The organism is Hymenobacter sublimis, assembly GCF_023101345.1.
GTDB classification, from domain to species: domain Bacteria; phylum Bacteroidota; class Bacteroidia; order Cytophagales; family Hymenobacteraceae; genus Hymenobacter; species Hymenobacter sublimis.
In genome coordinates this window covers 148,882-163,390 of record NZ_CP095848.1, presented here as the reverse complement: position 1 = coordinate 163,390, position 14,509 = coordinate 148,882, and the positions used below count along the sequence as shown (strand labels likewise).

14 protein-coding genes are annotated in these 14,509 nt (G+C 55.4%); 5 read left to right on the top strand and 9 right to left on the bottom strand.

Features of this window, described 5'->3' with window-relative positions:
• Positions 1-21: 21 nt before the first annotated feature.
• The 4 genes from MWH26_RS00725 to MWH26_RS00710 form a co-directional block, all read right to left on the bottom strand.
• Positions 22-2,430, bottom strand: coding sequence for a 3-hydroxyacyl-CoA dehydrogenase/enoyl-CoA hydratase family protein (locus MWH26_RS00725; RefSeq protein WP_247975645.1), 2,409 nt, complete (start codon positions 2,428-2,430; stop codon positions 22-24).
• A 185-nt stretch (positions 2,431-2,615) separates the two neighbouring features.
• Entirely contained in the window at positions 2,616-3,092 is a 477-nt protein-coding gene (locus tag MWH26_RS00720) for a MarR family winged helix-turn-helix transcriptional regulator (RefSeq protein ID WP_188558023.1), read from the bottom strand.
• Between the two features lie 141 nt (positions 3,093-3,233).
• The gene (locus MWH26_RS00715) at positions 3,234-3,935 is read right to left on the bottom strand and encodes a carboxypeptidase-like regulatory domain-containing protein (RefSeq protein ID WP_247975644.1); all 702 of its coding nucleotides are present in this window, start codon (positions 3,933-3,935) and stop codon (positions 3,234-3,236) included.
• A 168-nt stretch (positions 3,936-4,103) separates the two neighbouring features.
• Positions 4,104-5,885: an AMP-dependent synthetase/ligase gene (locus MWH26_RS00710; RefSeq protein WP_247975643.1), complete on the bottom strand. Its 1,782-nt coding sequence runs from the start codon at positions 5,883-5,885 to the stop codon at positions 4,104-4,106.
• A gap of 200 nt (positions 5,886-6,085) precedes the next feature.
• Here MWH26_RS00710 and MWH26_RS00705 point away from each other — a divergent pair, with 200 nt between their 5' ends.
• The 4 genes from MWH26_RS00705 to MWH26_RS00690 all read left to right on the top strand — a co-directional run bounded on the left by MWH26_RS00705 (position 6,086) and on the right by MWH26_RS00690 (position 9,377).
• Positions 6,086-7,234, top strand: coding sequence for a formimidoylglutamase (locus MWH26_RS00705; protein WP_247975642.1), 1,149 nt, complete (start codon positions 6,086-6,088; stop codon positions 7,232-7,234).
• 54 nt (positions 7,235-7,288) lie between these two features.
• Complete coding sequence (locus MWH26_RS00700) at positions 7,289-7,549, top strand: cytochrome b5 domain-containing protein (protein WP_247975641.1); 261 nt, start codon at positions 7,289-7,291, stop codon at positions 7,547-7,549.
• Positions 7,550-7,635: 86 nt separating this feature from the next.
• Positions 7,636-8,439, top strand: a complete 804-nt coding sequence (gene murQ, locus MWH26_RS00695; RefSeq protein WP_247975640.1) for an N-acetylmuramic acid 6-phosphate etherase — start codon at positions 7,636-7,638, stop codon at positions 8,437-8,439.
• Positions 8,440-8,810: 371 nt separating this feature from the next.
• The gene (locus tag MWH26_RS00690; RefSeq protein WP_247975639.1) at positions 8,811-9,377 is read left to right on the top strand and encodes a hypothetical protein; all 567 of its coding nucleotides are present in this window, start codon (positions 8,811-8,813) and stop codon (positions 9,375-9,377) included.
• 75 nt (positions 9,378-9,452) lie between these two features.
• On the opposite strand, the gene MWH26_RS00685 is transcribed toward MWH26_RS00690, so the two are convergent.
• The 4 genes from MWH26_RS00685 to era form a co-directional block, all read right to left on the bottom strand.
• Entirely contained in the window at positions 9,453-9,680 is a 228-nt protein-coding gene (locus tag MWH26_RS00685) for a hypothetical protein (RefSeq protein WP_247975638.1), read from the bottom strand.
• Between the two features lie 209 nt (positions 9,681-9,889).
• A complete protein-coding gene (locus tag MWH26_RS00680; protein ID WP_188558015.1) occupies positions 9,890-10,126 on the bottom strand; it encodes a hypothetical protein in 237 nt (78 codons plus the stop codon).
• 150 nt (positions 10,127-10,276) lie between these two features.
• Positions 10,277-11,599, bottom strand: a complete 1,323-nt coding sequence (der, locus tag MWH26_RS00675; protein WP_188558014.1) for a ribosome biogenesis GTPase Der — start codon at positions 11,597-11,599, stop codon at positions 10,277-10,279.
• Positions 11,600-11,766: 167 nt separating this feature from the next.
• Complete coding sequence (era, locus tag MWH26_RS00670) at positions 11,767-12,666, bottom strand: GTPase Era (RefSeq protein ID WP_244694635.1); 900 nt, start codon at positions 12,664-12,666, stop codon at positions 11,767-11,769.
• Positions 12,667-12,882: 216 nt separating this feature from the next.
• Between era and hemH the strand changes: the two genes are divergently transcribed.
• Positions 12,883-13,929, top strand: a complete 1,047-nt coding sequence (gene hemH, locus MWH26_RS00665) for a ferrochelatase (protein ID WP_247975637.1) — start codon at positions 12,883-12,885, stop codon at positions 13,927-13,929.
• A gap of 84 nt (positions 13,930-14,013) precedes the next feature.
• Here hemH and MWH26_RS00660 read toward each other — a convergent pair whose 3' ends face one another.
• Positions 14,014-14,499, bottom strand: coding sequence for a PRC-barrel domain-containing protein (locus MWH26_RS00660; RefSeq protein ID WP_244694631.1), 486 nt, complete (start codon positions 14,497-14,499; stop codon positions 14,014-14,016).
• Positions 14,500-14,509: the final 10 nt, after the last annotated feature.

Here is a 14,509-nt window from a genome sequence, read left to right as displayed (position 1 = left end):
CTAAGCTCTCAATTCTCAGGTCTAATTACGCAGCGGTTTGCCGGTAGTTAGAATCGACTGGATACGCTCCAAAGTTTTCCGCTCGCCGGTCAGCGAGAGGAAGGCTTCGCGCTCCAGATCCAGCAAGTACTGCTCCGATACTTCGGTAGGGCTGCTTAGGTCGCCGCCGCACATGATGTAGGCCAGCTTGTTGGCAATTTTCACGTCGTGGTTGGAGATGTAGCGGCCTTCCTTCATGGCGTGTACACCGGTCAGGAACATGCCCAGGGCGCCTTTACCCTGTACCTTGATATTGGTGCGTTGCACCGGCTGGGTGTAGCCATCCTCAGCCAGCTCAATGGCGGCGGCCTTGGCTTGCGCGATGACGCGGTTGCTGTTTACTACCACCTCGTCGCCGCGGCGCAGGAAGCCTAGGTCGAAGGCTTCGGCCGCGGAGGTCGAAACCTTGGCCGTGCTGATGGTCATGAAGGTGTTGCGCAGCAGGTTGTACTCCGGCTCGCCTTCCTCGTATTTCAGAGCAGTGCGCAGAGTCATTTCCTTGGTGCCACCGCCGCCCGGAATTAGGCCTACCCCGAATTCCACGAGGCCCATGTAGGTTTCCGTGGCCGCTACTACCCGGTCGCAGTGCAGGTTCAGCTCGCAGCCGCCACCCAGGGCCAGGCCGTGCGGCGCGCCTACCACCGGAATGGAGCTGTAACGCATGCGCATCATGGCCTGCTGGAACTGGGCAATCATCAGGTTCAGTTCGTCGTACTCCTGATCCAGCGCGAACATGTACACCAGGCCCAGGTTGGCACCGGCCGAGAAGTTCGGCGCGTCGTTGCCTACTACCAAGCCGCGGAAGTCCTTTTCCGCCAGCTCCACGCCCTTCAGCAGGCCCTGAATTACGTCGGAGCCCAGGGCATTCATCTTGCTATGGAACTCCACGTTCAGGATACCGTCGCCAAGGTCCAGGACCGAAGCACCGGCGTTCTTCCACACGACCTTACCGGTAGCGCGCAGGTTATCGAGGATAATGAAGTTCTCTACCCCCGGAATGGCCTGGTAGCTCTTCGACTCGATGTCATAGAACTGCTTCACGCCCTGCTCATTCACTTTATAGAACGAAGTATTGCCGGCGGCCAGCATTTCCTGCACCCACGGCGCTACCGTTTTGCCTTCGGCCTGGGCTAGTTCCAGACCTTTCTGCACACCTAAGGCATCCCAGGTTTCAAACGGTCCCATTTCCCAGCCGAAGCCAGCGCGCAGAGCGTCGTCAATCTTATAGAGCGAGTCGGTGATTTCCGGAATCCGATTGCTCACGTAGGCGAACAGACCGGCGAAGGTTTTGCGGTAGAAGTCGGCGGCTTTGTCGTTGCCGGCTACCAGCATCTTGAACCGGTCCGCCAGCTTTTCAATCGGCTTAGTCGTTTCCAGGGTAGCAAACTTCACCTTGGAGCCGGGCTTGTACTCCAGCGTGTTCAGGTCGAGCGCCTGAATTTCCGACTTGCCGCCTTCGCCTTTTACCTTTTTGTAGAAGCCCTGGCCGGTCTTGTCGCCCAGCCACTTGTTTTCGGCCATCTTCTTGATGAAGTCGGGCAGCTGGAACACGGCTTTGGCTTCGTCGTTCGGTAGGTTTTGGGCCAGGCCGTTGGCGACGTTAATCATCGTGTCCAGGCCTACCACATCCGAAGTACGGAAGGTAGCCGACTTGGCGTGTCCGATAACCGGACCGGTGAGCTTGTCCACTTCCTCCACCGTCAGGCCGAGCTGGCTCATCACCTGCACCACATCCATGATGGCGAAAACGCCCACGCGGTTGGCAATGAAAGCGGGCGTATCCTTGGCCAGTACGGTGGTCTTGCCCAGGTACAGGTCGCCGTAGTGCATCAGGAAATCCACTACCGCTTGGTCCGTGTCCGGGCTCGGGATGATTTCGAGCAGCTTCAGGTAGCGCGGCGGGTTGAAGAAGTGAGTGCCGCAGAAGTACTTTTTGAAGTCGTCGGAGCGGCCCTCCGTCATCATGTGAATCGGGATGCCTGAGGTGTTCGAGGTGATGAGCGTGCCAGGCTTGCGGTACTGCTCTACGCGCTCAAACAGGCTCTTCTTAATGTCGAGACGCTCCACTACTACCTCTATCGTCCAGTCACAGCCGGCAATGTCCTTGAGGTTATCGTCGAAGTTGCCGGTCTTGATGCGGCTGGCGTCGGCTTTGCGGTAGAGCGGCGAAGGGTTAGCTGCCACGGCTGCCTGCAAGGAGCTGTTCACGATGCGGTTTTTCACCGCCGGATTGTCCAGCTTCAGGCCTTTGGCTTCTTCGGCGGGTAGCAATTCCTTGGGCGCGATGTCGAGCAGCAGCACTTGCACACCGATGTTGGCGAAGTGGCACGCAATGCGCGAGCCCATCACACCGGAGCCCAGTACGGCTACTTTTTTGATGGTACGGTTCATTCGTGGGGTGAATGAGGGGGTGAGAGATGAATTTTTTAGGCTGCTAGCTATCAGCGTTAGACTGGTAACATTTGAAGTTACTCGTCATGCCGAGTTTATAATCATGCTTTATTTCTTGCTGGCTTGCGTTCTTAACGGCCAAAAAGAAAGCTATCAGCTAAAAGCCACTAGCTAAAGCCCACGCATCAAGCCGGCGACTCGGAGCGGAGCGGTTTCGGTTTAAAATCCTCGTACAGTGTCTTGCTCTCGATCATGCCCGTAATCTGGGCTACTACTTTGAAAAACACGTTCAACTCATTCTGCGGGATTTTTTCCCGCACTTTCAGGTTGAAATGACGCACCGTCTGGCGGGAAATTTCCTTTCCGCGCAGGCCTTCCTCAGTTAAGAAAATGCGTACCGAGCGTTTGTCCTGAGTATCGGCCTGCTTATAGATGAGGCCTTTTTCTTCCATGCTGCGTAGAATGCGCGTCAGGGAACGGGTTTCTAGGCCTAGCAACGGAGCTATTTTGGTAGCGGGTGTGCCGTTCTCCTGGTCAATGTTCAGCAGCACAAAGCCGATGCTCGTGGTAATGTCGTGCTTGGCCGCCTGCGTGTTGTACATCCGCGAAATGGCGTGCCAGGCAACCTTTATGTTATAATCAACGGTTTCTTCGGGAGTCATGGGATAGTACGGCAAGTCCGGTAAACATACAGAAATATGTTATGCTTGCATACTAAGTTAACCAAAAAAAGTTTGGGGTTTGATTAAGAGTTATCCTCTCATCAAACCCCAACCTATTAGTAATTTACAAGCTTTGCTTATCTACGGCACGATGAACGCTACCGTATTGGAGGCCACACCAAGGCCCATGTACACGGTCCGGCCGGTGGCAGGATCGATGTATGAGCTGAAGGTATTTGGCACGCCGTACACCACTACATAAGCAGTTCGGCCCGAAGCCAAGCCGGCTGCGTTCAGACTTGCCCGGGTCAGGACTTGCGATGCATAGGAACTACTTGTGCCGTAAGTAGTATTGGCATATAACGTACCCGTTTCAGTTGTTACGTTAGGTGTAGAACCTACGTACATCTGGTAGCGGTAGAGCGAACCTGTAGGCATTACAGGGTTGACCAAGCTAAACTGCAGGGTAGCTGTTCCGGAGTATGAGTTGCTCGATACGGTGGGGTTAAGAATGCGGGTTGAAGAGGACTGCGTAAGGAAGGAGGTAAAGGCGAAGGTAGGCTGGTCACCCCCAACGTGACCTACGCTCACGCGCCGGTAGGTTCCCAAGTCCGGACGGGTATACGTCAGGTTGTAAGTACCTGCTTTTAGGTTAGCAAACTCGAAGCGGCCGTTGGCATCGGTGCTGACGGTAGCAGCGGGATTCGCCCCATCCAACGTTACCGATACACCGCTCTTGGCAGCCGGATTGCCTAGCTCATCTACCGGATTGACGAATCCGTACAAGTTGCCGGTCAGGCTCGGAGTTGCCTCGTCGTCTTTGGTGCTACGCCCTACGAGCAATGAGGTAGCACAGATGGCAGAGAATTAAAGTGACGTAAATTTTTTCATAAAGAACTGTTGAGATCAATACGGCGCTAAAGGTAGTGCAGCAGGTAGGATTATTCGTTGTAATCTGGACTTTCTACATAAAAAAACGGCCCCGTAACGTTGCGTTACGGGGCCGTTGGCTTAGTGCTTTTCTGCGTGTTGGTAGAGGCTTTCAATTATCGCCTTGTTGTTTTCGGTAATGGCCTTGCGCTTGACCTTCATAGTGGGCGTCATTTCGCCGGTTTCCACGGTCCAGAGCTGGGGTAGCAGCACCACTTTTTTCACCTGCTCCCACTGCGCGAAGTTGGTGTTGTACTTGTGCACGAGGTCTTCGTACATCTTCACTACCTTCTCGTTTTTCACCAGTTCCTCGTTGGAGCAGTCGCAGTTCACGTTGTTGCGCTTGCACCAGCCTTTCAGGGCATCGAAGGACGGAATCAGGAGGGCCGAGGGAAACTTCTGGCCGTCGCCGACCACCATGCACTGCTCCACCAGCGGCGACTCCTTCAGCTTGCCTTCTATCACCTGCGGGGCAATGTATTTACCGCCCGAGGTCTTGAACATTTCCTTTTTGCGGTCCGTGATTTTAAGGAACTTGCCCTCTACCAGCTCGCCAATGTCGCCGGTATGAAACCAGCCATCCGCGTCAAACTCCTTGGCCGTTAGCTCCGGCTTGTTGTAGTATCCCTTCATTACCGACTCCGACTTGGTCAGAATCTCGCCATCGGGGGCAATTTTCACTTCGGTATTGTCAATCACGGGGCCTACAGTACCAATCATGTTGTTTTCCGGCTCGTAGCCGCCCACGGCAATAACCGGGGAGGTTTCCGTTAGGCCGTAGCCCTCCATTACCCGGATGCCGCCGGCCCAGAACACCCGCGCCAGCCGGGGCTGCAGGGCCCCGCCCCCGCTCACAATGCAGCGCAGGTTGCCGCCCAAGGCCTCGCGCCATTTACTGAAGATGAGCTTATTGGCCAGAGCTAGCTGGGTGTTGTACAGGAAGCCGCCATCCTTCTGGTTGTCGTATTTCAGCCCTAGGTCCAGGGCCCAGAAGAATAGGCTTTTTTTAACACCATTTTGCTCGTGCCCTTTAGCGACGATCTTATCGTAGACTTTTTCCAGCAGGCGCGGCACGGTAGTAAAGATTTCTGGCTTCACCTCGCGCAGGTTGTCGGCAATGGTTTCCATGCTCTCGGCATAGTAAATACTCACGCCGTTGATAAGATAGAGGTGAGTTACCATCCGCTCGAAAATGTGGCAAAGCGGCAGAAAGCTCAGTGCTTTATCGTCCTTGGTGACGGGCACAAAACGCTGGGCATTGCGGCAGTTGCTCAGGATGTTGTTATGGGTCAGCATCACGCCTTTGGGCTGCCCGGTGGTGCCGGAGGTATAAATTAGGGTGAGCAGGTCATCGGGCTGCACGGCAGCCTTTAGCGGCTCTAGGTCGGCGGGGTTGCCTTGCTTGCCCAGTTCTAGCAGCTCAGAAAAATGACGCGCCCCCTCAATTTTGTCGAAGGTAAAGATATTGTCCGCCGGAATGTTGAGCCCCTGCGTGGCTTCCTTCACCTTGTCGAGCAGCTTTTTGTCTGACACGAATACAGCTTTCACTCCAGCATCGGAGAAGATGTATTTATAGTCTTCTACCGTGATGCTCGGATACATCGGCACGCTGGTAGCACCTAGTTGGGCAATGCCAAAATCGGCGAACATCCACTCGGGGCGGTTCATCGAAATAATAGCGACTTTATCGTCTTTTCCAATGCCCAGGCGGCGCAGTCCCAGGCTTACCTGGTTTACTTGTTCCACAGCCGCATCGGTGCTGATGGGCGTGTATTGGCCGTTTATTTTAACAGCGAAGCAGTCAGGCTTATTGTACTTCTGCTGGAGATGAGGCAGAATATCGAACGTACGACGAATGTCCATGCGGCGGGAAAGCACTAAGGTGGGGTTAGTGAACAGGAAAAGCCAGCTACCGGCTGCTGCAGTGCGCTTACAGAAGCCGAACAGAAAAGGCTGCTTAAATAACTACTTTTTTCGCGGGAAAGCTTCTATGCTCGACAGAAAGCAGGTAGGCTGTGGCTGGCTTTTGCGTAGCTTTGTCGGAGTCTGCTACGGCGCGTACGATGAATCTGGCCATCTTTTTTGATCCGCTCCCCGAAGAGCTGGCCGGTCCGGCCACCGTCCCGACCACGCTAGCCGCTTATGTCACGCCTTTTCTAGACACGTTTCCTGACTGGCGAGGAGCTGACTTGGCCCTGATTGGCCTAAACGAGTGGCGTGGTAGCGCCGCCGGTGCCCCCGCCACTCAAGGCGCGGATGCCGTTCGACGCCGCTTTTACCAACTTCAAAAAGGTACCGGACCGATGCGGCTGGTAGACCTTGGCAATCTGCGGCCGGGCCTGACCCTGGACGATACCTACCAGCGCCTGCGGGAAATTATTGCGGCTTTGCTGGAGCAGAACACCGTCCCGATTCTGCTGGGTGGCTCTCACGACCTCGACTACGGGCAGTTTCTTGCTTACGAAACCCTGGACCGGGCCGTGAGCTTTGCCACCGTGGACGCGCGCGTGGACATGGCAGAGGTAGAAGGAGCCGCGCCCGAAGACAGCCACCTGCGCCGCATGCTGCTCCACGAACCGAGCTTCCTGTTCAACTTCGCTCAACTGGCCCACCAGCAGTACTTGGTAGCCCCCGATGTGCTGGCCGCGCTAGAAAAGCTGCACTTTGAAACCCTGCGCCTCGGGGCCATTCACGCGGATGTGCGCCAAGCTGAGCCCCTGTTGCGGCAGGCCGATTTTGTTAGCTTTGATGTGGCTGCGCTGCGCTGGAACGATGCGCCCGCCTACTGGCCTGCCAACCCTTTCGGGCTTACCAATGAAGAGGCCGCCCAACTAGCCTGGTACGCCGGCCACAACGACACCCTGACCTCCTTCGGGCTCTACGGCTACCGCCCCGAGTACGACCCTCATGGCCTGGCCGCCGCTACCCTGGCTACCATGCTATGGTACTTTGTGGAGGGCTTCTACCACCGCCGCCAAGAAACCGATTTTCAAAGCCGGCGCTTTATGCGCTACGCTGTGGGCCTGCCCGGTACCCCGGCCAAGCTAGTTTTCTACAAAAGTAAGCGCACTGAAAAGTGGTGGCTGGAAGTCGAAAGCCTCGCCGATAGTGACGTGAAGCGCATTGTGCCCTGCAGCTACCAGGACTACCTGCGCGCAGCCCAAGGCGACCTACCGAACCGCTGGATTTTAACTCAGGCCCTCCTGGGGTAGGCCGCCCGGAAGTATCCTGGCGGGCTGCTACGCCATCAAGTATAGAACTCACTTATGAGCCTCATTGCTGATCCAAATGACACGCTGGCTACCTATACCAAGGCGCAGCTAGCATTGCGAAATGGGCAGGATCGGGACGAAATATGGGTGGGGTATCGGGGGCTGATCTACGACGTGAGCCGGTCGCGCCTGTGGCGCCGTGGCAACCACTATGAGCACTGGGCTGGCCAGGACCTAACCAAGGAGTTAGAAAAAGATGCTCCCCATACCCCCAACGTCTTCGATAACTTTCCCGTTGTGGGCAAACTGGCGTAAGCCCCGCTGTGAAGGGCGCGCAGGAGCGAACAGCATAATGCTGCTACTTCCTCTAGCGGCCTTGCATTACTTCTCTCTTCCTTTCCATGAGCACCACTGAAAGCCCCTCCCTCTTCAATAACCTTGAAACCCTTTCCACCCACGAGCTACTCGCTGGCCTCAATAGCGTAGACCAGACGGTACCGCTGGCGGTGGCAAAGGCCCTCCCCCAGATTGAACGATTGGTGGAGGCCACCGTGACCCGTCTCGGGGCTGGGGGGCGGCTGTTTTACATTGGCGCCGGCACTAGTGGGCGGCTTGGCATCCTGGATGCCTCTGAGTGCCCACCCACTTTCGGGGTGCCGCATGGGGTAGTGGTAGGCCTAATTGCCGGGGGTGACACGGCCATTCGCAAAGCTGTGGAAAATGCGGAGGATGACGCTGAGCAGGCTTGGCAAGACTTACTGGCTTATAACATTACCAACCAGGATATTGTGGTCGGTGTTGCCGCTTCCGGCCGGACGCCATACGTAATCGGAGGCTTGCAGCAGGCCCGCAGCCAGGGCATTGCTACCGGCTGTATTGTATGCAACGCCGACTCCGTGGTGGCCGCTACCGCCGAGTTTCCCGTGGAGGTTGTAACCGGACCGGAGTTTGTGACGGGCAGCACTCGGCTGAAAGCAGGCACGGCCCAAAAGCTCGTTCTGAACATGCTCACAACGGCCACGTTCATTCGGCTGGGCCGGGTAAAGGGCAACAAGATGGTCGACATGCAGCTCTCTAATGCCAAACTGGTAGATCGGGGCGAAAAGATGCTCATGGACGAGCTCGGCATCGGCCACGAGCAGGCTGCCGCACTCCTGCACCAGCACGGCTCTGTGCGCGCGGCCCTGGATGCGCATAAGTCGTAGGCTAGCGCCGGGCTACTGTGATAGGAGAACTTGCGGATGCGTACTACCGGACTGGTATGCTGCAACTTGCGCTGCTCATTCTGGCGGGGTCCGATGACGGTGTAACGGGTTTGGGAGGCGTAGAAATTTACTTACTGCCCACCACAGCGCGGTTACTAATAATGGCATATGCTGCCCTGTTGCGCGGTTACTGGCTAACGGCCTTATGCACCGTTGTTCCCGCTTTTCCGGGTTTCTTCAGGGTTGTTTTATGTATGGCTGTAGTGCTTGGCTAGCCCCAGGCGAACAGACAGCAGGCATTCCGCGTTAGGCCATTACACGCTCGCCCAACCTTTGCCAGACGAAGGGCTTGGCGCTAATTCGACCCTAGCATGCACACCATTGAGCCGCATTATGCGTGGCTGGAGCACTATTCCGCCACTGAAGACCCTCGCTCCCCTCTCTTTGAGGCTGAAAATAGCCTTGATGCTTATGTGAATACCATCTACGGCTATTACATCCATCCGCAGTGGGACAGCCTCGATTCAGATACCCTGTACCTGAAGATTCTATTCGTGGATTATGACCTGGGCATTAGCGTCATCGAGTTCATCGGCGAGTGGAACGACGCCATCGAAAACGACGTGATGCAACTCAAGCGCAACATCATTGATGTAATGACGCATGAGGGCATTCGCAAATTCATTCTTATTGGCGAAAACGTGTTCAATTTCCACGGCTCCGATGATTCCTACTATGAGGAATGGTTTGAAGATGTGGAGGACGGCTGGATTGCGGGCGTTAATTTTCAAGAGCACGTCATCCGCGAAATGCGTCAGTACAACCTCGACAGCTACATCAACTTTGGCGGGCAGCTAGATGAGCTTCCCTGGCGCACCTACCAGCCGCGCAAGCTATTCGAAGTGGTAGACGGACTTTTGCAGCGCCGGTTGGGTTAGCTATATTCTTGTAAATTTCTTGATGTACGCTCAACAAAGAAGCCGCCCTTAAGGAGCGACTTTTTTGTTGAGGGCCTAGTCAGCTGACTCTATTGGAACCGAATCGGCTGGGCTTTCCAGGGCGGCGGCTCTAGCATCGGCAGAGTCCCGAACAGCATTTGCCCGCTCTTCCATGGCGTCAAGTTGCGCATCTCCCGAAGACGCTGTAGTATCAACGGGCTGCGTAGTACCTTCCTTCTGGCCGTCGCAGGCAGTAAACGATAAGGCAACGGCAACAAGGGCGAAATAAGGTGCTTGTTTCATGATGGCGGCAGTATGGAAGAGATAAAGCCAAGGCGTGTCCAGGCTTTCTGAAGCACGACCAAGCCGCACCAGCGCAAGTAAGCTGGTAACAAATACGGTTGCCAACGTACCTATTTCACGTCTTATTCCCTGCTTTCACCCATAAAATAAAAAAAGGCCGCTCCCTGGTAGGAGCGGCCTTTTCTCTTAGCACCGGTCGGTGCGTCAGCTTACTTAGCGTCGGTCGAGTCAGCAGCGTTTTCGATGGCGTCAGCCTGAGCTTCGGTAGCGTTTTCTACAGAGTCAGCACCAGCTTCGTTGCCAGCGTTTTCCATAGCGTCAGCCTTAGCTTCGCCACCTTCTTCTACTTGCTCAGCCTGAGCTTCAGCAGCGTTTTCAGTTTTGCTGTCGCAAGAAGCGAAAGAGAAAGAAACAGCAGCCAGAGCAAGGAACAGTACTTTTTTCATGGTAAGGGTACGTGAGAAATTGAAATTCAAATGAGGAATGACTTCGCAGTTTCTAGCCGGAAATCGAGGCTTTATATCAGATTCAGCAGAAGGTAACCCGACAGTAGAAAAACATTTTACTTTTTTTCTGCTGCCAGGCTACTGCTCATCTTACTTCTTCCGGAAAACGATACCAATGGGCACGCCTGTAAAGTCGAAATGCTCCCGCAGGCGGTTTTCGAGGTAGCGAGTGTAGCTCTCCTTTACATACTGCGGCAGGTTGCAGAAAAAGGCGAATACTGGATTGTGAGTCGGCAACTGCGTGGCGTACTTGATACGCACCAACTTGCCCTTCTGAATGGGTGGCGGGTACTTCTCAATCTCCTTGAGCATCACCTCGTTCAGCTCGGAAGTTGGGATTTTACGGCGCTTGTTTTCGTACACCTGCACGGCCGTTTCAATGGCTTTGTGCACGCGCTGCTTGGTAAGCACCGAGGTAAAAATGATGGGCGGATAGCTGATGGGCGCAATCTTCTCCCGGATTTTCTCCTCGAACTCCTTGGCCGTGTTTGTTTCCTTGTTCTCGATCAGGTCCCACTTATTGACCAGAATCACGATGCCCTTGCGGTTTTTGTCGGCCAGGCCAATGATGTTCAGGTCTTGGGCCTCAATGCCACGGGTAGCATCCAGAATTACAATGCACACGTCTGACTCCTCCAGGGCCCGCAAGGAGCGAAGTACGGAGTAGAACTCCACGTCTTCGTGCACCTTGGTTTTGCGGCGCAACCCGGCCGTATCCACCAGAATAAACTCGTGGCCAAAGGCGTTGTAGCGGGCCTGAATAGAGTCGCGGGTGGTGCCAGCAATATCCGTAACAATGCTACGGTCGGTGCCGAGCAGTAGGTTTACGAACGAGGACTTGCCCACGTTCGGACGGCCTACTACGGCAATTTTGGGTACGCCAGCATCAGGCTCTTCTACCCCTTCCTCCTCAAAGTGGCTGATAACGGCATCCAACAAGTCGCCGGTGCCGGAGCCGCTTTGAGAACTGATAGGATAGATTTCGCCGTCGCCGAGGCCGAGGGAATAAAATTCGCCGGCGGCGTGGGCGCGGGTGTTGGTATCAGCCTTGTTAGCGACGACGTAAATGGGCTTCTTGCCCTGGTAGCGGCGCAGTACGTTGGCAAATTCTTCGTCTAGGTGGTGCAAACCGGCGTCCACATCCACCATAAACAGCACCACGTCAGCCTCATCAATAGCCAGCTTTACCTGCTTGTTGATTTCGCCCTCGAAAATATCGTCGGAGTTGTGCACGTACCCACCGGTGTCAATGACGGTGTAGTACTTGCCGGTCCAGTCGCCATAGCCGTAGTGCCGGTCGCGCGTTACGCCGGACTCGTTGTCCATGATGGCTTTACGCTGGCCTACCAGGCGGTTAAACAGTGTGGATTTGCCCACATTGGGGCGGCCCACAATGGCAATAGTATTTTTCATGTTGTCTGACTCCAGCCGCCGGCCCGACCAATTTCGGCAGTGCCCGGAGTAGTTAAGTGAAGAGTAGTCGGAAGTTTTTTAGGGCAGGAGGGTATGAAGGTGGGAGGGTAGGAGTTGCAGGCAAATTCAGTACGACTCCTACCCTCCCACCTTCATACCCTCCTGCCCTATTGGCTATACCCGAACCGGTTTAGGGCTTTGGGGTCGGTGCGCCAGTTTTCATTGACTTTGACGTGGATTTCGAGGAAGACCTTTTTCTGAAAGAACTTCTCCATTTCCTCGCGGGCCCAGGTGCCTACCTTTTTAAGGGCAGTGCCTTGCTGGCCGATGATGATGCCCTTCTGGCTGGCTCGTTCCACGTAAATCGTGGAGCGCATCCGGATGATGTCTTCCTCCTCCTTGAACTCGTCAATGGCTACCTCGCAGGAGTAAGGCACTTCCTTTTTGTAGAGCTTAAAGATTTTCTCCCGAATCATCTCAGCGGCGAAAAACCGCTCGGGCTTATCCGTCAGCTCATCTTTGGGGTAGTAAGGCGGGTGCACGGGTAGGTAGCCCAGAACCAAGTCCAGTAGCTCTCCGGTTCCAAATTTCTCCAGCGCAGAAATAGGTAGCACCCGGGCTGCGTTGGGTAGGTGGCCGCGCCAGTATTCTACTTTGGCTTCCACTTCGGCTTGGTCGGCCTGGTCGATTTTGTTTACCAGCAGCAGAATGGGGGTATCCTGCATTTTGCGCAGGCGCTCCACCACCGGCTCCTCGTCGTGCTTTTCGTAGATGTCCGTCACGAACAGAATCACGTCAGCATCTTCCAAAGAGGAATACACGAACGACATCATGGCATTATGCAGCTCGTACTTGGGCTGAATGATGCCGGGCGTATCGGAATATACCAGCTGAAAGTCGTCGCCGTTCAGAATGCCCAGAATGCGGTGGCGCGTGGTCTGGGCCTTGCTGGTCACGATGCTGAGCCGCTCACCCATCAGGGCATTCATGAGCGTGGACTTACCCACGTTGGGCTTGCCGATAATGCTCACAAAGCCAGCGCGGTGCGGAGTTGGTTCGGTATTCACTTCAGAATCTGAAAATTGGCCTGCAAAGGTACAACTTTTAGCCCGCCCAGCCGCCGGCCCCTGAAACAACGGCTACCGGAAGATTGTCTGTAGCCCGAACAGCAAGAACATGCCCAGGAAGTTTTACTTGGCGCAACGTTGTGCGACCTTTGCAGCCGCGAGCCGGTAGCTACTTACCGCAACGTGTTCTTACGACTCGTCACGTACTAGTATTTTATGCCCTCCACTCCCACCTCATCCAAAGGCCGCATCGGCGTCCTGCTCGTCAACCTTGGCACGCCGGACTCGCCCCAAACCAGCGACGTGCGCCGCTACCTTAATGAATTCCTGACCGATGGCCGCGTGATTGACATGCCGGCCGCCGTACGCTACCCGTTGTTTCAGGGGCTCATTGTACCGCTACGTGCCCCGAAGTCAGCTAAGATTTATCAGCAGCTCTGGACCGAGCGGGGCTCTCCCCTGCTCTATCACGGCCTGGATTTGCAGAAGCTGGTACAGGAGCAACTGGGCAAAGAGTACTTGGTGGCCTTTGGCATGCGCTATCAGAATCCCAGCATCGAGAGTGCCCTGCAGGAGTTGCGCGACGCGGCCGTGGAGCGGATTATTGTGCTGCCCTTGTTTCCGCAGTATGCGGCAGCCAGCACGGGCTCGGTGCAGGAAAAGGTGATGGAGCTGGTGAGCAAGTGGTGGGTAGTGCCCAGCATCAGCTTTATCAGCACCTTCGTCGATGACCCCGGCTTTATCAGCAGCTTTGCCACCCTGGGCAAGGCGGAAATGGCCAAGCGCGATTATGACCACGTGGTGTTCAGCTACCACGGCATTCCGGAGCGACACGTACTAAAGGGTAGCCACAAGGGCTACTGCAAGCTGGGCAACTGCTGCAACAACTACAATAAAAACAACCGCTACTGTTACCGGGCCCAGTGCTTTGAAACCTCGCGGCAGCTGGCCCAGGCGCTTGGCCTTGCACCTGAACAGTACACTACCTCCTTCCAGAGCCGCCTGCAAAGCCGCCTCCGCGACCCGTGGCTGCAGCCTTACACTGACGAAGTACTGAAAGAAATGCCGGCCAAAGGCATCAAAAATGTGCTGGCCTTCTCTCCCGCCTTCGTAGCCGATTGTCTGGAAACGACCATTGAGGTGGGCGAAGAGTTTAAGGAGATGTTTGAGGAGGCCGGCGGTAGCCACTGGCAGCTAGTTCCTTCGCTCAACTCCAATCCGGAATGGGTGCAAGCCGTAACCTCCATGATTCGGCGGAACTAGTTTACTTCCTACTAAACGATAAATGCCACAGCGGCCGCCTCCCCGCAGGAGACAGCCACTGTGGCATTTATCGTTATGCGGCTTCTACCCCAGCCGACGACGCTGGTAGAAGGCGTGGTCATCATAGCCGGGCTGGCTATAAAAATCAGTTGTGGCAGTTTGAGCCAAGGGCAGGTTCAGGGCCCGGAGCATGGCTTCTTCGTACTGGCGGCTGATCTGAATTTCAACGTAGGGCGGGTATTCCAGCACCGAGCGGGCCGTAAGTGAGGGGACGAACACATTGTCGGCCTCCTCATCGAGGGCGGCCACGCCAATGGGCAGGAGAATGTGCCGGTCTCGCTCGTTGATGTTCAGCCTTTCATCCAGCTCCACATCCAGGTAGCGCACCTTAAGGGCATCCGTGTCTACTATCAGCTCGTGCACCTGACCAAACTGCTGGCCGTCAGCACCACGAACTGCCCAACCCCGCACGTCGGGGTTGCCGTCCGCTACTTCAAAATCAGACAAGTCGCGGAGACGACGCAGGTGCAGGCCTTGAGCGGAGGGAATAGAATCGATGGTAGGTTCCATAGGAATATAG

Bases quoted from the DNA above. Each gene is read 5' to 3' on its own strand.
- der (WP_188558014.1), bottom strand. From the start codon at position 11,599: ATGAAAAATACTATTGCCATTGTGGGCCGCCCCAATGTGGGCAAATCC.
- MWH26_RS00710 (WP_247975643.1), bottom strand. From the start codon at position 5,885: ATGGACATTCGTCGTACGTTCGATATTCTGCCTCATCTCCAGCAGAAG.
- MWH26_RS00685 (WP_247975638.1), bottom strand. From the start codon at position 9,680: ATGAAACAAGCACCTTATTTCGCCCTTGTTGCCGTTGCCTTATCGTTT.
- MWH26_RS00680 (WP_188558015.1), bottom strand. From the start codon at position 10,126: ATGAAAAAAGTACTGTTCCTTGCTCTGGCTGCTGTTTCTTTCTCTTTC.
- MWH26_RS00660 (WP_244694631.1), bottom strand. From the start codon at position 14,499: ATGGAACCTACCATCGATTCTATTCCCTCCGCTCAAGGCCTGCACCTG.
- MWH26_RS00720 (WP_188558023.1), bottom strand. From the start codon at position 3,092: ATGACTCCCGAAGAAACCGTTGATTATAACATAAAGGTTGCCTGGCAC.
- hemH (WP_247975637.1), top strand. From the start codon at position 12,883: ATGCCCTCCACTCCCACCTCATCCAAAGGCCGCATCGGCGTCCTGCTC.
- MWH26_RS00700 (WP_247975641.1), top strand. From the start codon at position 7,289: ATGAGCCTCATTGCTGATCCAAATGACACGCTGGCTACCTATACCAAG.
- MWH26_RS00690 (WP_247975639.1), top strand. From the start codon at position 8,811: ATGCACACCATTGAGCCGCATTATGCGTGGCTGGAGCACTATTCCGCC.
- MWH26_RS00705 (WP_247975642.1), top strand. From the start codon at position 6,086: ATGAATCTGGCCATCTTTTTTGATCCGCTCCCCGAAGAGCTGGCCGGT.
- murQ (WP_247975640.1), top strand. From the start codon at position 7,636: ATGAGCACCACTGAAAGCCCCTCCCTCTTCAATAACCTTGAAACCCTT.
- MWH26_RS00725 (WP_247975645.1), bottom strand. From the start codon at position 2,430: ATGAACCGTACCATCAAAAAAGTAGCCGTACTGGGCTCCGGTGTGATG.